Source organism: Massilia sp. DWR3-1-1 (genome assembly GCF_049898325.1).
Lineage (GTDB): Bacteria > Pseudomonadota > Gammaproteobacteria > Burkholderiales > Burkholderiaceae_D > JAFCUW01.
Map to the genome: position 1 here is coordinate 18,883 of NZ_JAFCXL010000015.1, position 17,888 is coordinate 36,770.

Sequence of the window (17,888 nt, forward strand, 5' to 3'; positions counted from 1 at the left end):
CGCGGACAAGCTCGCCTACAATCGCTTGTTGCCCACCGATTTGTTGTATTTTTTTAAAATCTGCTGGTGCAAGCCAGCCAGGGTCGGCAATTTCGGATTGACGGGATCGAGCCGCCGCACGCTGCCGATCAGCAGCAGCGCCCGGTGCCCCAGCGTGCTGTCCCAGCCCGTGTGTTCGAGGCATTTGAGCACCGCGACGGCGGCATTGAAGGCCACCTGGGGGTTTTCCGGCATCTTCGTCACGGCCTCTTCCATCAGGTCGACGGCGCCCCGGTAATCGCCATCCTTGGCCTTCTGGGCGCCGGCGGCCACCATGTCGATCACCACCTGGCGGCTGTGCTGGGCCACCGTGGCGGCCAGTTCGGGCCGGCCGGCTTTTTCGAACACCGCCATCGCCTTGGCCATGGCGGTGTTGTTGGTGGCATTGCGCATGACGTCGCCCATCACCTCGGTGGCGCCCGCGTCCATATTATTTTGCAGGCAATTGCGCGCCAGTTCCATCTTGGTCTCGGGGGACAAGGTGGTGGCGTCGCGCGCGGCCGCCACCGCCGCCCCCAGCGACTCGGCCAGGCGCGTTTCGTTGCCCGTGTATTCGTGCACCATGGCCGAGGCGATGGCGCTGCACACGACGGTGTTTTTCTGGCCACCCATCGATTTGTCGAGGTCGCGGATGACGGCAGCGGCCTGCACCGGGTCGCCCTTCGCCACCAGCGTCTGCACCAGCTTCAAATGGTCTTCGGGGTCGCGAAATTCGGAATACTTGGCCTTGCTGACGACCTGTTTCATGACTTTTTCGGCCGCCTCCGTGTCGCCCGTCTCGAGCGCGATTTCGCCCAGTTTGCGCAGGCGCCGCACCGCGTGCGGCGACACCGCCACCCCGGCCGCCAGCACCGCCTGGGCCTTGTCGAGGGCGCCCGCGGCGGCGTGGGTCTTGGCCAGCCAGTCGTAGGCATCGACGAACTTGCTGTTGGACTCGACGAGCGACTGCAGGATGCTCTCGGCCTCGTCGTAGCGTTCGCGCATGAACAGGGTTTTTGCCAGGCCCAGCCGGGCCCAGGCGATGGCTTTCGACTCGAACAGTTGGATGTAGATGGGCTCGGCCTCGGCGGGCTCGCCCAGGAACATGTGCAACTCGGCGCGCAGGCGCAGGAAGTCGATGGTGTACCGGGGATGGGCGCGGATGCCATCGATGCAGGCGACGATCGCCTCGCGCTGGGCGCCCGCTTCCATGAACTGGTAGACCGGCATCAGGGCGACGCGGCGGTCGAGCGCGCGGGCGATGCGCTCGAGCAGGCGGTCGGCCGTGAACGGCTTGAGGATGTAGTCGGTGGGCGCGAGCTCGGCGGCGCTGACGACCTTGCTGTAATTGCCTTCGGCGGTGACCATGAAGAACATGGTCGAGAGGGAAATGAGCTTGTGGTGACGCAAATCTTCCAGCAGCTGCTGGCCGTCCTGGCCCCCTTCGAGGTCGTACTCGCACAGCACCAGGTCGTAGTGTTTCAGGCTTAAATGCTTGACCGCGTTGTTGGCGCTGCCGGCGTGCTCGATGCGGGTGATGCCGCACATGCCCAACATGCTGTGGATGTTGGCGCGCATGCCCGTGTGCGGCTCGATAATCAGCGCGGACAGTCCGTCGAGGTCATTCATGCAATGTTTTTTCCAGTCGTGTCCGGTTCAGGCATCGGCCACCGGCTCTTGTCGTCACGTAAGTATATAACGGCATGCGGAAGAAAATTGATAAACCATGGGGTTGACAGCGATCAGGCCCGTTTCTCGCAATCAATCGGGCAACAGTTGATGTGCGCTGGCGACAAGCGGCTCGTCGAGCCCGCCGCAATCGGGGCCGACCACGTCCAGCAGGGCCGCCACCACCTGGGGATCGAACAGGATGCCGGCCTGCTGGCCGAAGTACGCGAGCGCGGCGTGACAGCTCCAGCGGTGCTGCCAGGCCCGTTCGCTGAGCATGGCGTCGAGCGTGTCGGCGGCGGCGACGATGCGCGCGCACAGGGGAATGGCGCGCCCGCGCAGGCCCTGCGGGTAGCCGCTGCCGTCGTAGCGCTCGTGGTGATGGGCGGCCACGCGGGCGCCGAAGCTCAGGTAGCTGGTGCCGCTCACGGTGGCGGCGGCGCGCTCGAGCATGGCGGCGCCGATGGCGCAATGGCGCTGCATGGCGGCGTGCTGGTCGGCGCTGTAGACGGCCTGGGCCGACCAGCCGTTGCAGGCCTCGACCATGCCAACGTCGTGCAGCATGCTGGCCAGGCCGATCGTGGCGACCAGTTGGGGCGTCAGGTCGGGGTCGTCGACCTGGCGCTCGCGCATGCGTTCGGCAATGCGCACGCTCAGGCTGCGCACCCGCTCGGCGTGCCGCGCCGCGCCCGGGCAGCGGCATTCGGCCGCCTGCGCCAGCAGGGCGACGGTGGCCGCTTCGGTCTTTTGCACCTGGTCGAACAGGTACTGGTTGTCGAAGGCGGCGGCGATGCGCTGGCAGTACAGCTCGAGCAGTTCGCGCTCGATATCGACCACCGTCAGCGGCGGGCAGACGGCAATGCCGACCCGCTGCTGCTGCAGCGTATGGATCGGCATGACCGTGCCCAGAGCGCTGCTGTGGCTGACGTCCTCGGCCAGCGCGCGGGCGAACGCGGCGCGCAGCGGGTGATCGGGCGGCAGCGTGCCGTCGGCGGCCAGGCCGGCCCACGCACCGGTGGCGGCCAGCACCGCCGGCTCCTGACCATGCACGGCCAGCACGCACAGCATGCCGTCGGCGCCGATGCCCAGCACGGCGCTGACCTGGGCCAGCACGCCCGAGGCGAATTCGCGCAGCGAGCCGGCGTGGTAGAGGTTGTTGGCGCCGGCGAGGATGGTGGCCAGCCCGGCGCGGCTGCGCTCGAGCATGGTCAGGCTTTCGTAGGCGCGCAGGGCGGCGATGACGGCGGTGAACAGGCGCTGGGTGGTCAGCTCCGTCTTGGCCTTGTAGTCGTTGATGTCGTAATCGATGATGACGCGCTGTTCCGGCGCCTGGCCCGGCTGGCCCGTGCGCAGCACCACCCGTACCGTGTGGTTGCCCAGCTCTTCGCGGATGCGGCGCACCAGCACCAGGCCGGCGTCTTCCGTTTCCATGACGACGTCGAGCAGCACCAGGGCGATATCGGCGGTCTCGCGCAGCATCTGGTAGCCTTCGGCGCCGCTGTGGGCCGACAACAGTTCCATGTCGCGGCCCTTGAAACTGACATTGCGCAAGGCCAGCCGGGTGACGGCGTGGACGTCGGGGTCGTCGTCGACGATCAGCACGCGCCAAGGGCGTTCGCCGCCGGTGGCGCCGGCCTGCGGGGACAGCGCATCGTCGTCGATCAGCCAGTCGTCGTCATCGTCGTCGTTGTCCATGGCCTTGCTCATCTGAGTCCTCACAGGACGGCGCCGTTGATGGCCGCCGCCGGGAGGGGGCGCAGCTACGCAGTTTGCATTCTCAAATTATCACTAAACAATCAACAGCGTCCAGCGCAATCGCGCTCAGGGCGCCGCCACGGGCGCTTTGGCCCCTTGCGCGCAGGTCCCGCGCACGCCGCCCGGGTCGACATTCTGGTAACGCACTTCGTAGCGCCCGGCCACGAGCTTGTCGATGGTGAGCGCTTCGTGGGCCAATACGTAGGCATGGCGCACGCTGGCGCCCTGCTCGAGGTCGATCAGGCGGACGAACACGGGGGCGTCATTGGCGCCGTTGTCGACTTCGACCCGCATCTGCATGCCCTGGTTGGCCACCGCGTAGCCGTCGATGTAGCCGCTGCTGTCGGGCCACGGCGCGCCGTTGGGCGCCTGCGCGCTGCGCAGTTCGGTGCTGCAGTCGGCGCCCCGGGCCGGCACCAGCAGTTCCGTCACGGCCAGGGTTTGCAGGGTCGGCGCGCGCGCGGCGATGGCGCCGGCGCGGCTGGCGGCGAGCTCGTCGGGCGTGGCCGCCGCCGCCGCGGGCGCGCTGGCCGGCGCGGGCACGGCCGGCAGCAGGGGCGCCGCCGCCATGCGCAATTCGGGCAAGGACGACAACGCCAGCGCGCCGACGGCGCCGCCAATGGCGAAGGTGGCCAGCAGGGCCAGCCACAGGCCCGGATGGCGCCACAGGGCGCGCCGCGGGGCATTGGCCGGCGCGCCGTGCCCCGGCGCGGCGAAGCCGGCCGCGCCGCCCTTGGCGCCGTCGTCGGTGGCGCTTTCGAGCCAGGCGATTTCCCACTCCTCGGCGGCGATCCATTCGTCGTGCTCCCTGCGGCGCTGGGGATCGGCGAGGATGCCGTAGGCGGTGTTGACGATGGCCATGATGCGCGCGGCCTTGTCGTCGCCGGGGTTCTTGTCCGGGTGGTATTTCTGACTGAGCGCCTTGTACGCCCCACGGATGACTTCCGGGGGCGCCATCCGCGCCACTTTCAGGTTGTCGTAGTGGGTGTGGATCTTCGCCATGACCTACAGACGGTGGCTGCGGTCGGCGGCGACGATGGCGGGCGGCAGAGCGACGCCCTTGCCCACCACCAGCACTTTGAACAATTCGCCCATCTCGGCGGGCGAGACCAGCTTTTGCACGGCGCTCGCCTGCGGCAGGTAGCGCGCGGCATCCTGCGGATCGGTGCGCAGGAGCAATTCGCCGATGCCGCCGCCGATCAGGAAGCCCGCCTGCGTCATGAAGGCGAGCACGTCGAGGCCACTGTCCTGCGCCGCCAGCGCCATCGCCGTGAAATCGACGTGGGCGGTGATGTCCTGCAGGCCGGGCAGATAAAACGGGTCGGTGTGGGCATGGTGGCGGTAGTGGCACATCAGGGTGCCGCCGGTGCGATCGTCGACATAATATTCGTGGGCGGGAAAGCCGTAGTCGAACAGCAAGGCCGCGCCGGGGCCGTCGCCCAGCATGCGCGCGAGCGCCTCCATGAAGCCCACCGCCAGCGGGTGCACCTCGGTCAGGTAGCCGATGTCGAGGCTGTCGGCGTCGACCACCTGGCGGGCGATCTGCGCGGCCAGCGCGGCGTCCGGCGCCTGCCGGCCCCAGGCCAGCCGGCCGTCTTCGATGGTGACGGTGACCTGCTGCCAGCCGTCGGCGCTCTTGCTGACCAGTTCGACGGGCATGGCATCGAGCACTTCATTGGCCAGCACCACCCCGCTGAAGCGTTCGGGCAGGGCGTCGAGCCAGCGCACCTGGGGAAAGGCGGCCAGCGCCTGCTGCTGGCGCTGGCGCAATTCGCCCGACAATTCGACGATGAAATAATGCTCGACCTCGATGCCCGCCTCGGCCAGGCTGCGCAGCACGTCGTGCGCCAGTTTGCCCGTGCCGGCGCCGAATTCGAGGATGGCCGGCGCGCTTTGGGCGATAATAGCGGCAGCGACCCGGGCGATGGTGGCGCCGAACAGGGCAGTCAACTCCGGCGCCGTTGTAAAATCGCCCGCCGCGCCCAGCTTGGCCGAGCCGCCGCTGTAGTAGCCGAGGCGGGGCGTGTACAGGGCCAGTTCCATGAAGCGGGCGAACGGCACGGCGCCGCCGGCTCGCGCAATGTCGTCGGCGATCAGCTGCAGCAGGGCGTGGGACGCGGCCAGCGCGTCGGGGGCGGGTTCAGGCAAGGACATCCGGCCATTGTAGCGACAATGGCCGCAAGCAACAATTTATGCAGCATTTTCGCTGCATCGACCTTAATTATTTTATGCACGATTCCGCATAATTGCTCATGAGCGCATCCCCTCCATTACCGCACGTCAAAACCGCCCTCGTCACCGGGGCCGGCCGCCGCATTGGCCGCGCCATCGCGCTGGGCCTGGCGCGGGCCGGCTGGGACATCGCCCTGCACTACCGCAGCTCGGCCACCGAGGCGGCCGAGACGGCGGCGCTGGTGCGCGCGCTGGGCCGCCGGGTGGCGCTGCTCGAGGCCGACCTGGGCGACGAGGCCGCCGTGCGCGCCCTGTTGCCGCGGGCGATCGCCGCGCTGGGCGCCGTCACCTGCGTCGTCAACAACGCCTCCCTGTTCGAGTACGACAACGCGGCCGATTTTTCGCCTGCGCTGCTGGCCACCCACATGCAAGCCAATGTCGCCGCGCCGATCCTGCTGGCGCAGGCGCTGCACGGGGCCACCGCGGCCGATGGCGCGGCGGTGGTGATCAACCTGCTCGACCAAAAACTCAGTAACCTCAATCCCGATTACCTGTCCTACACGCTGTCGAAAGCGGCGTTGCAAACGGCCACCATCATGCTGGCGCAGGCGCTGGCGCCCAGCGTGCGGGTGGTGGGCGTCTCGCCCGGCATCACCATGGTGTCGGGCGAGCAAAGCGCGGCCAGTTTCGCACGCGCCCACCAGGCCACGCCGCTGGGCCGCTCGAGCACCCCCGACGACATCGCCGACGCCGTCTGCTACCTGGCGGGCGCGCGCGCCGTCACCGGCACCACCGTGCTCGTCGATGGCGGCCAGCACCTGGTGCCGCTGACACGCGACGTGATGTTTCTCACCAAATAAAGTATCTGTTCATTAAAGGTTCCCATTGTCCGCCCTCCTCCACCCCAAGCTGGCCGATTGCCGCCGTCTGTTCCTGCGCAATTACGAAATCATGATCAACATCGGCGTGCACGATTTTGAAAAGCACGGCGAGCAGCGCGTGCTGATCAATGTCGACCTGTTCATCCCGCTGGCCCTGTCGACCCCGAACCAGGACCTGCTCGACGAAGTGGTCGACTACGATTTCATGCGCGAGACGGTCACGCAGCGCATGGCGCAGGGCCATGTGCACCTGCAGGAAACCCTGGTCGACGACCTCGCCGACGCCCTGCTGGCCCATCCGCGTGTGCGCGCCGTGTGCATCTCGAGCATGAAGCCCGATGTGTATCCCGACTGCGAAGGCGTGGGCGTGGAAGTTTTCAAGATCAAGGACGCAGCATGAGCGCGGTGATGCCGGACGTGTCGGAAGCCAAGGCGGACAAGATCGCCTACGAGAACAACAAGCTGCACAAGCGACTGTGCCGCCTGGTGGGCCAGGCGATCGGCGACTTCAACATGATCGAAGAGGGCGACAAGGTGATGGTGTGCCTGTCCGGCGGCAAGGACAGCTACGCCCTGCTGGACATCCTGCTGACCCTGCGCGAGCGGGCGCCCATCCATTTTGACCTGATCGCCGTCAACCTCGATCAAAAGCAGCCGAATTTTCCCGCCGATATACTGCCCGCCTACCTGGAAAAGCTGGGGGTGCCGTACCACATCGAAAACCAGGACACCTACAGCATCGTCAAGCGCCTGATCCCGGAAGGCAAGACCACCTGCTCGCTGTGCTCGCGCCTGCGCCGCGGCATCCTGTACCGCGTTGCCGACGAACTCGGCTGCAACAAGATCGCCCTGGGCCACCACCGCGACGACATCCTCGAAACCTTCTTCCTGAATATGTTTTTTGGCGGCAAACTCAAAGGCATGCCGGCCAAGCTCGTCTCCGACGATGGCAAGCACATGGTGATCCGCCCGCTCGCCTACGTGAAAGAAGCGGACTCGACGCGATATGCGGAAGTCAAACAGTTTCCCATCATCCCGTGCGACCTGTGCGGCTCGCAGGAAAACCTGCAGCGAAAACAGATCAAGGGCTTGATGCGCGAGTGGGAACAAAAGTACCCGGGCCGTGTCGAAAGCATTTTTTCGTCGCTGTCGACGGTGGTGCCCTCGCACCTGATGGACAAGAACCTGTTCGGCTTTACCGACCTGAAAACCGACGGCCTCGCCAATCCGCTGGGCGACATCGCCTTCGACGAGGAGCCATGCTCGACGCCGACGGCCCCGTTCAACACCATCACCCTGCGCCCGCTGTAAAAATTCAGCGGGGCGCCAGTGCCAGGCACAGGGGCTCGGCCGGGCGCATGGTGATGTGGAACACGGGCGTGGGCGGCGCCATGCCGTCCGCCAGCGCCAGCGTGAAGCGCTGCAACAACATCGCCGCCACCAGCGTCATCTGCGCCATCGCCAGGTGCTGGCCCAGGCACACGCGGGGACCGCTGCCGAGCGGCATGAAGGCGCCGCGCGGCGGGGCCGCGGCGGTGTCGCCAAAGCGCTCGGGCATAAAGGCGTGCGGCTCGGCAAACCAGCGGGGATCGTGGTGCATCAGCTGCGGCGGGATCATGAACATGGTGCCGGCAGGCAGCTGCCATCCGCCCAGCGTGATGGCGCGGGTCGACCTGCGACTGAGCAGGACCGGCGCGGCCGGGTACAGGCGCATGGTTTCCAGCAAAGATTGATGCAGCAGGCGTAGCCGGGGCACATCCTCCGCGCCCGGCGCTCTGCCTTGCAAGACGCCATCGACCTCCCCTTGCAGCGCCCCTTGCAGGGCCGGATTGGCCGCCATGCACCAGGCCCACCAGGTCAGGGTGGCGGCCCCCGTTTCATGGCCGGCCAGGAAGGTCGTCATGCATTCGTCGTGGACCGCCTTCAAGGGCCAGTGGGCGGGATCGGCATGGTGCAGCGCCAGCAGCCGGCTGAGCATGTCGGCCGGCCAGGCAGCCCGGTCCAGCGCCAGGCGCGCGCCGATGTGGCGCTCGATCAATCCCTTGAGCACGCGCCGCCCCTGGCGCGCGCGGCGTTTCCACGGCATCCAGTCGGGCAGGCTGACGGGCCAGTACATGGCGGCGTTGGCGGCCACCGCCGTGTCGTGCACGGCGCGCCCGGCCAGGGCCGAATCGGCCCCGCTGGCATCCGTAAACAGCATGCGCAAGATCAGCCCCATGCCCAGCGCATTGAAGGCCGGCTCGATGGGAAAGCGGGCCCCGCCCTCGCCCCACAGCGCCATGGCGTCGGCCGCCGCCGCCGTGATCAGCGGGATCAATGGCTGTACGCCCTTGGGCGAAAACAGCGGCTGCAGCGCCTGGCGCTTGATCTTCCAGGCGTCGCCCTCGGCCGTGAGCACGCTGTTGCCGTGCAGCCCACTGAAAATGGCGATGGCGTGCTCCCAGCGGATCAGATCGTCGTGGTGGTCCACCAGCAACTGGCGCACCAGCGCCGGCGCCATCACGACGAGCGTGTGTTCGGGCCAGATCTTCAGGTGGACCAGGTCGCCGTACTGGCGCTGCCATTGCTCGAGCGTGCCCAGCAGATCGCGCGCCATGCGCCGCAGCAGGCCCCAGCCGGTGATGCCGGACGGCGGCCCGGGCGGCCAGGCGCCCGGCGCTTGTACAGGAGGCGTGGGGCGATGGGGACATTCGGCGGGGACAGGTTTCATGCCAGCGATGATGCGCCGCCAGAACGCGTTCGTCTTGAACGCAAACGACATGCCGAACCGCTTGCGCGATTGCTATACTTGTCATCCATGCAAAACGTGCCCGCCGATCCGGATTCATGCTGCCCCCTGCCGCTGGCGCGCGCCCCGCGTGCCAGCGGCAGTGACGCGCCCGCCCACGCCTCGTTGCGCCTGCCGCCGGCGGGCCTGCAGGGCGCGCTGGTGGCCCTGCTCACGCGCGATACGCGCGCGCTCACGCTGACGGCGCCCCAGCGCCTGAGCCATTTCCCCGCCTCGCCGCTGGTGACGATTTCCTGGTTTCACCAGCTCGACAGCGGGCTGGTGGGGCCGGCGCCCGGGCAATGGCAAGCGTTCGGCGCCGCCGTCGTCGTCTCCGGCACCCAGTCGAAGCCCGTCACCACGTGGACGCCGACCAGTGGCAAGGGCACCATGGCCTGCTTCAACGCCGACGCGGCGCAGGCGCTGTTCGGCCTCGACCTGGCCGCCATCCAGGACCGCTTCGTGCCGGCCAGCGAGGCCATCGACGCCAGCTTCGCGCCCCTGTGGGAGGCCCTGCTCGCCTGCGAGGACGACGCCGTTCTGGCGCTGCTGGCGGCGCACCTGGCGCCGCGCTGGAATGCCCTGCAGGGACGGCGCCCGGACCAGCTGTCGCTGCGCCAGCTGGGACGCAACTGGGTCGAACGCCTGGCCTGGCAAGCGCAGGACTGGGGGCGCGTGCACAGCCGCCGCCAGGTCGAGCGGCGCATCAAGACGTTCAGCGGCAGGTCGCTGCGCCACTGGCAGTCGCTGGTGCGCACCGAGGGCCTGTTCTTTGCCGCGCGCGATCGCTTCGAGGCGGGCCAGCCCTTCGACTGGGCCACGCTGGCGCACGAGGAAGGCTTTGCCGACCAGGCCCACATGAGCCGGATGACGCGCCGCATCACCGGCTTCGCGCCGGGCGAGTTCGCCCAGCGCTTCAGCGACGACGAGTCGTTCTGGGTCTATCGCCTGTGGGTGTGAGCGGCGCCGTCGCGGCGCCCAAGCGCCAGGTAAGCGAGCGTCGACAGCGCCACGAAGGCGAGCGTGCTGATCATGTAATTGACACTGGGCGCATACCAGAGCGTCGACACCACCAGGGTGCCCAGCGCGGCAAACCCGTACTGGGTACAGGTCAGCAGGCCCAGCGCATGGGCGCCGTGCTGGGGAAAATGGTTCGTCACGGCCACCTGGGCGGGCGGAATGATCAGCGCCGTGGCCAGCCGCAGCAGGCAGGTGCCGATCACCATCAGCACGGCGACGCTGGCCGCTTGCTTGAACAGCAGCGCGGCCAGCACGCAGGCGGCGCCCGCCACCGACACCCACAAGCCGACGCCGATGATGCGCCGGGGCGGCAGCGCGCGCGCGTTCAGGCGGCTCATCAGGCGATTGCCCGCCAGGTAGGACAGCGCCAGCGCGATGAAGACATAGCCATAGGTGCTGGCCGACAGCGCCAACTGCTGCAGGAACATGAAGCTGGAAATACTGATGAAGGCATAGAAGGCGGCAAACGCGGCGCCGACCAGCAGCGCCATGCCCCGGAAATACGGGTCGCCCAGCACCTGGCCGTAATGGCGCGCGTGCGCCGACCAGCGGAACGCCGCCTTCAAGGCCGGCTGGCGCAGATTGGTTTCGCCGATGCGGGCCCAGGCCCAGGCGAACAAAGGAATATCTAGCAGGCACAGCACCCAGAAACACACGCGCCAGTTCGACCATGCGACGATGGCGCTGCCCAGCACGGGCGCCAGGATGGGCGAGAGCACCAGGCCGATCACCAGCAGGCCGGTGGCGTGGACCTGCGCCTGTTCATCGAGCGTGTCCTTGATGATCATACGCAGCACGATGTAGACGGCGGCGCTGCCCAGCGCCTGCACGGCGCGCAGCACGATCATGGCGCCGATCGAGCTGCACAGGGCGATGCCAACGGTGGCGAGGATGTGCAGGCCGAAGCAGAGCAGGATGGTGGGGCGGCGCCCCCGCACGTCGCTGACCACGCCGATGAACAGCACCGCCACCGCCTGGCAGATGTTGTAGACGGAGATGGTGCGGCTGGCGACCTCGATGCTGCTGTTGAACTCGCTGGCGATCTGCGGCAGGCCGGGCAAAAAAATATCCGTGCAGGCCTGGGTGACGAACAACAACAGCACCATCAGCACCGTGGGGACGGGCCGGGCAGCCGGTGCGGGCAGCGGCGCCATGGACACTTACCGCAAGACGGCGTCGCTGCGCATCACCGGGTACAGATTGAAGCGCTCATCCCACGAGCCATGCCGGCGGGCGAAAAACTCGAGGCGCGCGCGGGCGTTTTTGGCGAACGCGGGATCGCTCTCGAGGCGCTGGCGAAACTGCGCCGCCAGCGCCGGATCGGCCGCCATCTGGGCGCGGGCGACGTCTTCGGCCACGTATTCCTCCATATACTCCTTGCGCTCGAAGGCATTGTTGAAAATGCCCCAGGCCAGCAGCGAATCGGGCGCTTGCGGCTCGAGCATGGCCATCACCAGGCGCGCCTTGGGCTGGCCCACCGGCACGAACAGGGCGCCGGCGGCCAGGTCGCGGGGCTCGGCCTGCCAGGCGCCCGTCACCGTCAGCCGCTGGTGCGATTCGAAGGAGCCGGCGGTGAAGCTGGTCTTGTCGGCGCGGAAGGTTTCCACCTTGGCCGCCGGGTGCGCCGCCGCCAGCACCGTGTAGGTGATGGCGTGCTGGCGCAGCTTGGCCGCGACGATCGCAGCGTAAGCCGCCGGCACCACGTAGCCGGCGCCGGGCGCCGTCACGCTCAAGTCGGGCAACACTTCGTCGCGCAGGGGCACGGTCCAGGTTTGCGGCGTGGTTTCGTCGTAGCGGGTCATCAGGATGCCGGATACATCGGACGGAGTGCGCGTGTAGGCGTAGCCCTTGAAGTCGACCATGCGCGACTTCTCCGTGGTTTTCCAGCTCAGCGGCACGGCGCTGCCGGCAATCCTGACGGCGCGCGCATCGGCCGCGTCCGCCGCTTGCTGCCAGGCGGCGCCGTGCGCCGCCACCTGCTCGAGCACCGACACGATGGCGTTGTGGGTGATCCGCACGCGGGTCGGATAGTCTTTCCAGGAATGCGTTTCGACCAGCATGGCCATGCGGTTACGCAACTGAAAATAGCCGGTGGAAAAGCGCGGGTCGGACACCCCGTCGGCAAAGCCGGAGGCGGGATTGTCGTTTTCAACGAAGGACATGTAGTAGGACTGGGGCTGCGAGCCCAGCCTGGTAATGTCGGCGATCACGCCGCCGCGCAGCGCCAGTCCCGCCTGGCGGAAGGCCACGTCGCCCGAGTACACGGGTTCGACCTGGATGGAGACGTCGTGCTCGAACTTGGCGCCGTCGGTGACGTGCAGGTCGACGTAGACCAGCGGGTCCCAGGCGTTCACCAGCGCCAGCATCGCCTGCATTTCAGGTGCGTCGGCCTTGACGTAGTCGCGGTTCAAATTGAAATTTTGCGCCGTGGTGCGCCAGCCCATGGCCACCGGCCCCCGCTGGTTCGGCCGGTTGTTCGGGGTAAAGCGCTCGTGGCCATCGACGTTGAACACGGGCACGAACAGCAGCACCTGGCGGTCCAGCGCGCCCTTGGCCAGCCGGTTCTCGAGCAGCGCGCGCAGGGCCTGGAAACCGGCGTCCTTGCCATCGATTTCACCGGCGTGGATGCCGCCCTGGATCAGCGTCACCGGCAGCTTGCGCTGGCGCGCCGCGCTGGCCGTGAAGGCGCCCGTGCGGGTGACGATCAGCGCCTTCATGGGCCGCCCTTCCGGGGTGGTGCCAAAGTCGATGCACTTGACCTGCTTCGGGTAGGCGCTTTGAAAGGCGCTACACAGGGCGATCACCTCGTCGTAGCGGCCGGTGCGGAGAAAGCCGGAACGCTCCGACACCGTGGTCAGGTCGGGCGCCGCCTGCGCCAGGGGCATGGCGGCGGACAGGGCGAGCAGTGCGGCGGTACGGATCATCGGCTTTACTCCGGCAAAATTTGATAGATAGAAATTATAGTCGGCGCCATGTCAACCGTGCCGCCGATCACGCCGTCTTTTGTTATTCTGAATAGACAAATTGATACAGGAACCACCATGACAACTGAACTGACCCTGCTGGCCTGGACGCTGGTGCTGGCGCTGGCGCAAATTTTCTTGGCGTCCACCCTGCGCACCAAGGAAACCGGGCTGTCGTACAACGTGAGCGCGCGCGACACCGACGCGCCGCCGCCGGGGCGCCTGACGGCGCGCGCCCAGCGCGCCCAGGCCAACCTGTTCGAGACCCTGCCCCTGTTCGCCGCCGCCGTGCTGATCGCCCACAGCGCCAATGTGCACAGCAGCGTGACCGTGATGGCGTGCTGGCTGTACCTGGGCGCGCGCATTGTCTACCTGCCGCTGTACCTGCTGGGCGTGCCGGTGCTGCGCACGCTGGTGTGGGGCGTGTCGCTGGCCGGCCTGGTGATGCTGCTCAAGGCCTTGCTGATGGGGTGAGCTTGTCGCCGCCATTGCAAAGTGCGCCAGCCGTTCTAGTATGAAGACAGGCAGCGCCCCGGCCGGGGCGCCGCATTTCTCCAGGAGAATGCCATGGACAGCCATCACAACAAGCAACTGGTCATGCAGGCGTACGGGCTCTACAGCCAAGGCGACATCAAGGGCGTGCTCGACCTGTGCACCGACCAGGTCTGCTGGACCAGCGCCGACATCGCGCAGGTGCCGTTTTCCGGCACGTATCACGGCCGCTACGAGGTGGGCGAGTTTTTCGCTAGCCTGGCCGGCAATATGGACACCGTGCACTTCACGCCCCGCGACTTCATTGCCGAGGGCGACAAGGTGGTGGTGACGGGGACGGCCCACTGGCACGTCAAGTCCACCGGCGCCGACTTCGGCAGCGACTGGGTGCACGTATTTACCGTGCGCGACGACAAGATCACCCGCTTCGAGCAGTACACCGACACGGCGGCGGCGCAGGCGGCGTTTCGCGGCGCGCCGGCAGCGCAAGCGGGCGCCCCCGCACTGCACCATTGAGTTCGCAGTCCGTAAACTAAAAAAGGGGACTGGCAGTCCCCCTTTTTTGTTTATGCCGCGTGGCTGGCCGCCGGGGCGAGCCCGAAGCTCTCCAGCAGGGCCGCCTCGCGCGCCTTGGCCGCGCGCAGGTGGCGCTCCTTCACGTGCCCATAGCCGCGGATATCTTCCGGAATACTGGCAATGGCCACCGCCTGCGCCAGGTTGTCGGCGGTCAGCTTCGGCAACAGCGCGCCGATGGTCTGGCGATACTCGCCGATCAGGGCGCGTTCCATGCGGCGCTCGGCCGTGTAGCCGAACACATCCAGGGCGCCGCCCCGCAAGCCCTTCATTTTCGCCATCAGGCCGAAGGCCTTCATCATCCACGGTCCGAACGCCTGCTTGACCAGGTGGCCTTCCTTGTCATGCTTGGCAAACAGGGGCGGCGCCAGGTGAAAGTGCAAGGTGACATCGCCTTCGAACATATTGGCGATTTTTTCCTTGAAGGCGCCATCGGTGTAGAGGCGCGCCACCTCGTACTCGTCCTTGTAGGCCATCAGCTTGTAGAAATACCGGGCCACCGCTTCGCCCAGGCGGGTGCTGCTGCCCAGTTGCGCCTCGGCGGCGCGCACCTGGTCGACGAAGCCCTTGTACTGCTCGGCGTAGTGCACGTCCTGGTAGGCCGTGAGCAATTCGACGCGGCGCTTGACGAGATCGTCGACGCTCTGGGTTTTCTTGAATGCGATCACCTTGGCCGGCGTCGTCATTTTTACCAGCGGCGCCAGGTCGTGGGCGGCGCTGCGGCCCCAGGCGAAGGCAGCCTTGTTGAACGGCACCGACACGCCATTGAGGTCGATGGCGGTCAGGATCGACGCTTCCGTCAAGGGCACGTGGCCCTTTTGCCAGGCAAAGCCCAGCATGAACATATTGGTGGCGATCGAGTCGCCCATCAGGCTCGTGGCGATGCGGCCCGCATCGATGAAGTCGACGTTCGGCGCGCCGCAGGCCTTGACGATTTCACTTTGCGCGCTGGCGCCGGGGAATTGCCAGTCCGGGTTCTTGACGAAGGCCGCCGTCGACGAGCCCGTCGAATTGATGGCGGCAAAGGTGCGCCCTTCTCCCATGCGCGAGAGGGCGTCGCGGCTGGCGGTGACGATCAGGTCGCAACCGATGACCAGGTTGGCGCTGCCCGTGCCGACGCGGGTCGAGTGCAGGTCGGCTTGCTTGTCGGCCAGGCGCACGTGCGACATCACGGGACCGCCCTTCTGGGCCAGCCCGCTCATGTCGAGCACGATGGCGCCCTTGCCTTCGACGTGGGCGGCCATGGCGAGGATTTGCCCCACCGTGACCACGCCGGTGCCGCCGATGCCGGTAATGAGAATGCCGTACGGCTCCGCCGTACTGTGAAGCACGGGCGACGGCAGGCTCGGCGGCGTCGCGTCAAGCGTCGCGGCGGCCGCTTTCTTCGGCTTTTTCAGCGCGCCCCCTTCGACCGTGACGAAGCTGGGGCAGAACCCGCTGACGCAGGAAAAATCCTTGTTGCACGAGGACTGGTTGATCTGGCGCTTGCGCCCCAGTTCCGTTTCCAGTGGCTCCACCGACAGGCAGTTCGACTGCACCGAGCAATCGCCGCAGCCTTCGCAGACGGCCTCGTTGATGACGGCGCGCTTGGCCGGGTCGGGGTATTCGCCTTTTTTCCGGCGGCGCCGTTTTTCCGACGCGCAGGTCTGGTCGTAGATCATGGCCGACACGCCCGGGCAGTCGCGCAGTTCGCGCTGCACGTCCATCAGTTCGCTGCGGTGACGCACGGTGACGCCTTCGGCCCATTTATAGTCGGCGCCGTATTTTTCCGGTTCGTCGGTGACGACGATGATGGGGCCGACGCCTTCGGCGGCGATCTGGCGGCTGATCATGCCGGGGTCGAGCGGGCCGTCGAACTCCTGCCCGCCCGTCATGGCGACGGCGTCGTTGAACAGGATTTTATAGGTGATGTTGACCTTGGCGGAGACGGCCGCGCGGATCGCCAGGATGCCCGAGTGGAAATAGGTGCCGTCGCCCAGGTTGGTAAACACGTGCTTTTCGTTGGTGAACGGCGCCTGCCCCACCCAGGTGACGCCTTCGGCGCCCATGTGGGTAAACGTCGACGTTTCCCGATCCATCCACAGCACCATGTAGTGGCAGCCGATGCCGGCCAGCGCGCGCGAGCCTTCGGGCACCTTGGTCGAGGAATTGTGCGGGCAGCCCGAGCAGAAATACGGGGTACGGTCGGTGTCCGGATTGGGCTTGGCGCTGACGTTCTTGAGCACCAGCTCTTTCGCTTCCAGGAAGGCGATGCGTTCCTGCACGCGCTGCGCGACGGGGTGGCCGGCGCAGTAGTGCGAAATGCGGCTGGCGATGGCGCGCGCGATCAGCGCCGGGTTCAGCTCGTACGTGGCCGGCAGCAGCCAGTCGCCGTGGCCGGCGGCGCCCTTGTTGTGCCATTCGCCCGTGTCGTCGAACTTGCCCACCACGCGGGGGCGCTGGCCGTCGGGCAGGTTGTACAACTCTTCTTTCAGGGCGTACTCGAGGATCTGGCGCTTTTCTTCGACCACCAGGATCTCGTCGAGGCCCTGGGCGAACGCGTGCACGCCGTCCGCTTCCAGCGGCCAGGTCATGCCGATTTTATACAGGCGGATGCCGATGTCGGCGGCGGCCTGCTCGTCGATGCCCAGGTCGGCCAGCGCCTGGCGCGTGTCGAGGTAGCTCTTGCCGGCGGTGATGATGCCGATCTTCGGGGTCGGGCTGTCCCAGATGATCTTGTTGAGTTTGTTGACGCGCGCGTATTCGAGCGCCGCGTACCACTTGTAATTGTTCATCCGGACTTCCTGGTCCAGGATGGCGTCCGGCCAGCGGATGTTCAGGCCGCCTGCCGGCATGTCGAAACTGGTCGGGGTGACGATCTGCACGCGCTCGGGGTCGAAGTCGACCACGGCGCCCGACTCGATGATGTCGGTGACGCACTTCATGGCCACCCACAGGCCCGTGTAGCGGCTCATAGCCCAGGCGTGCAGGCCGTAGTCGATGTATTCCTGCACCGACGACGGGTACAGCACGGGGATGCCGCAGGCGGTGAGGATGTGGTCGGACTGGTGCGCGGTGGAGGACGACTTGGCCGCATGGTCGTCGCCGGCCAGGATGACGACGCCGCCGAACTTGGCGCTGCCCGCATTGTTGCCGTGCTTGAACACGTCGCCGCAGCGGTCGACGCCGGGGCCCTTGCCGTACCACATCGAGAACACGCCGTCGTACTTGGCGTCCTTGAACAGATTGCTCTGCTGGGTGCCCCAGACGGCGGTGGCCGCCAGGTCTTCATTCAGGCCCGGCTGAAAATGGACGTTGTGCGCGTCGAGGTATTTCTTGGCCTTGACGGCCGTCATGTCGACCGAGGTGACGGGCGAACCGCGGTAGCCTGTGATGTAGCCGGCCGTGTTCAGTCCCGCCTGGCGGTCGCGCTCCTGCTGCATCATGGGCAGGCGGATCAGGGCCTGGGTGCCGGTCATGAAGGCGCGGCCGCGCTCGAGCGTCCATTTGTCGTTGAGCGAAATCGCGTGCGGCGGCTGGGGGTCGAGCCGGGCGTGGTCGAGGGGTGCGTTCATGGGGTCTTGTCTCCGTGCTGCTTTT

General features: G+C 67.1%; 14 protein-coding genes. 6 read left to right on the forward strand and 8 right to left on the reverse strand.

The features are described 5' to 3' along the window. Nucleotides 1–15: 15 nt before the first annotated feature. The 4 genes from ACP7EY_RS16210 to ACP7EY_RS16225 all read right to left on the reverse strand — a co-directional run bounded on the left by ACP7EY_RS16210 (nt 16) and on the right by ACP7EY_RS16225 (nt 5,595). Nucleotides 16–1,647, reverse strand: coding sequence for a response regulator (locus ACP7EY_RS16210; RefSeq protein ID WP_426195359.1), 1,632 nt, complete (start codon nt 1,645–1,647; stop codon nt 16–18). A 132-nt stretch (nt 1,648–1,779) separates the two neighbouring features. Further along, nucleotides 1,780–3,393 (reverse strand): DUF3369 domain-containing protein, encoded by a 1,614-nt coding sequence (locus ACP7EY_RS16215; RefSeq protein ID WP_426195361.1) that lies wholly within the window; start codon nt 3,391–3,393, stop codon nt 1,780–1,782. A gap of 114 nt (nt 3,394–3,507) precedes the next feature. Then, on the reverse strand, nt 3,508–4,443 hold the full coding sequence (locus ACP7EY_RS16220) for a J domain-containing protein (protein ID WP_426195363.1): 936 nt from the start codon (nt 4,441–4,443) through the stop codon (nt 3,508–3,510). Between the two features lie 3 nt (nt 4,444–4,446). Then, nucleotides 4,447–5,595 (reverse strand): class I SAM-dependent methyltransferase, encoded by a 1,149-nt coding sequence (locus tag ACP7EY_RS16225; RefSeq protein WP_426195364.1) that lies wholly within the window; start codon nt 5,593–5,595, stop codon nt 4,447–4,449. A gap of 98 nt (nt 5,596–5,693) precedes the next feature. Here ACP7EY_RS16225 and ACP7EY_RS16230 point away from each other — a divergent pair, with 98 nt between their 5' ends. From ACP7EY_RS16230 to ttcA, 3 genes are read left to right on the forward strand one after another with little or no spacing between them, the layout of a single operon-like run. After that, nucleotides 5,694–6,473: an SDR family oxidoreductase gene (locus ACP7EY_RS16230; protein WP_426195366.1), complete on the forward strand. Its 780-nt coding sequence runs from the start codon at nt 5,694–5,696 to the stop codon at nt 6,471–6,473. Nucleotides 6,474–6,498: 25 nt separating this feature from the next. After that, on the forward strand, nt 6,499–6,894 hold the full coding sequence (locus ACP7EY_RS16235) for a dihydroneopterin aldolase (RefSeq protein WP_426195368.1): 396 nt from the start codon (nt 6,499–6,501) through the stop codon (nt 6,892–6,894). Continuing rightward, nucleotides 6,891–7,805, forward strand: a complete 915-nt coding sequence (gene ttcA / locus ACP7EY_RS16240) for a tRNA 2-thiocytidine(32) synthetase TtcA (RefSeq protein WP_426195370.1) — start codon at nt 6,891–6,893, stop codon at nt 7,803–7,805. The genes ACP7EY_RS16235 and ttcA overlap by 4 nt, the downstream gene beginning before the upstream one ends. A 4-nt stretch (nt 7,806–7,809) precedes the next feature. Here ttcA and ACP7EY_RS16245 read toward each other — a convergent pair whose 3' ends face one another. Then, nucleotides 7,810–9,204 (reverse strand): cytochrome P450, encoded by a 1,395-nt coding sequence (locus tag ACP7EY_RS16245; RefSeq protein ID WP_426195372.1) that lies wholly within the window; start codon nt 9,202–9,204, stop codon nt 7,810–7,812. Nucleotides 9,205–9,291: 87 nt separating this feature from the next. Between ACP7EY_RS16245 and ACP7EY_RS16250 the strand changes: the two genes are divergently transcribed. Continuing rightward, a complete protein-coding gene (locus ACP7EY_RS16250; protein WP_426195374.1) occupies nt 9,292–10,221 on the forward strand; it encodes a helix-turn-helix domain-containing protein in 930 nt (309 codons plus the stop codon). On the opposite strand, the gene ACP7EY_RS16255 is transcribed toward ACP7EY_RS16250, so the two are convergent. Then, the gene (locus tag ACP7EY_RS16255) at nt 10,203–11,435 is read right to left on the reverse strand and encodes an MFS transporter (RefSeq protein WP_426195376.1); all 1,233 of its coding nucleotides are present in this window, start codon (nt 11,433–11,435) and stop codon (nt 10,203–10,205) included. The genes ACP7EY_RS16250 and ACP7EY_RS16255 overlap by 19 nt on opposite strands. Nucleotides 11,436–11,441: 6 nt before the next feature. Then, nucleotides 11,442–13,205, reverse strand: coding sequence for a M14 family zinc carboxypeptidase (locus ACP7EY_RS16260; RefSeq protein ID WP_426195378.1), 1,764 nt, complete (start codon nt 13,203–13,205; stop codon nt 11,442–11,444). 117 nt (nt 13,206–13,322) lie between these two features. Between ACP7EY_RS16260 and ACP7EY_RS16265 the strand changes: the two genes are divergently transcribed. Then, nucleotides 13,323–13,718 carry an MAPEG family protein gene (locus tag ACP7EY_RS16265; protein WP_426195380.1) on the forward strand — a complete coding sequence of 132 codons (396 nt, stop codon included), beginning with the start codon at nt 13,323–13,325 and terminating at the stop codon, nt 13,716–13,718. Nucleotides 13,719–13,811: 93 nt separating this feature from the next. After that, on the forward strand, nt 13,812–14,252 hold the full coding sequence (locus tag ACP7EY_RS16270; protein WP_426195382.1) for a nuclear transport factor 2 family protein: 441 nt from the start codon (nt 13,812–13,814) through the stop codon (nt 14,250–14,252). 50 nt (nt 14,253–14,302) lie between these two features. On the opposite strand, the gene ACP7EY_RS16275 is transcribed toward ACP7EY_RS16270, so the two are convergent. Next, nucleotides 14,303–17,863: an indolepyruvate ferredoxin oxidoreductase family protein gene (locus ACP7EY_RS16275; protein ID WP_426195384.1), complete on the reverse strand. Its 3,561-nt coding sequence runs from the start codon at nt 17,861–17,863 to the stop codon at nt 14,303–14,305. Between the last annotated feature and the right edge of the window lie 25 nt (nt 17,864–17,888).

Bases quoted from the DNA above. Each gene is read 5' to 3' on its own strand.
- ACP7EY_RS16250 (WP_426195374.1), top strand. From the start codon at position 9,292: ATGCAAAACGTGCCCGCCGATCCGGATTCATGCTGCCCCCTGCCGCTG.
- ACP7EY_RS16220 (WP_426195363.1), bottom strand. From the start codon at position 4,443: ATGGCGAAGATCCACACCCACTACGACAACCTGAAAGTGGCGCGGATG.
- ACP7EY_RS16275 (WP_426195384.1), bottom strand. From the start codon at position 17,863: ATGAACGCACCCCTCGACCACGCCCGGCTCGACCCCCAGCCGCCGCAC.
- ACP7EY_RS16245 (WP_426195372.1), bottom strand. From the start codon at position 9,204: ATGAAACCTGTCCCCGCCGAATGTCCCCATCGCCCCACGCCTCCTGTA.
- ACP7EY_RS16265 (WP_426195380.1), top strand. From the start codon at position 13,323: ATGACAACTGAACTGACCCTGCTGGCCTGGACGCTGGTGCTGGCGCTG.
- ACP7EY_RS16215 (WP_426195361.1), bottom strand. From the start codon at position 3,393: ATGAGCAAGGCCATGGACAACGACGACGATGACGACGACTGGCTGATC.
- ACP7EY_RS16210 (WP_426195359.1), bottom strand. From the start codon at position 1,647: ATGAATGACCTCGACGGACTGTCCGCGCTGATTATCGAGCCGCACACG.
- ACP7EY_RS16270 (WP_426195382.1), top strand. From the start codon at position 13,812: ATGGACAGCCATCACAACAAGCAACTGGTCATGCAGGCGTACGGGCTC.
- ttcA (WP_426195370.1), top strand. From the start codon at position 6,891: ATGAGCGCGGTGATGCCGGACGTGTCGGAAGCCAAGGCGGACAAGATC.
- ACP7EY_RS16230 (WP_426195366.1), top strand. From the start codon at position 5,694: ATGAGCGCATCCCCTCCATTACCGCACGTCAAAACCGCCCTCGTCACC.
- ACP7EY_RS16260 (WP_426195378.1), bottom strand. From the start codon at position 13,205: ATGATCCGTACCGCCGCACTGCTCGCCCTGTCCGCCGCCATGCCCCTG.
- ACP7EY_RS16225 (WP_426195364.1), bottom strand. From the start codon at position 5,595: ATGTCCTTGCCTGAACCCGCCCCCGACGCGCTGGCCGCGTCCCACGCC.
- ACP7EY_RS16255 (WP_426195376.1), bottom strand. From the start codon at position 11,435: ATGGCGCCGCTGCCCGCACCGGCTGCCCGGCCCGTCCCCACGGTGCTG.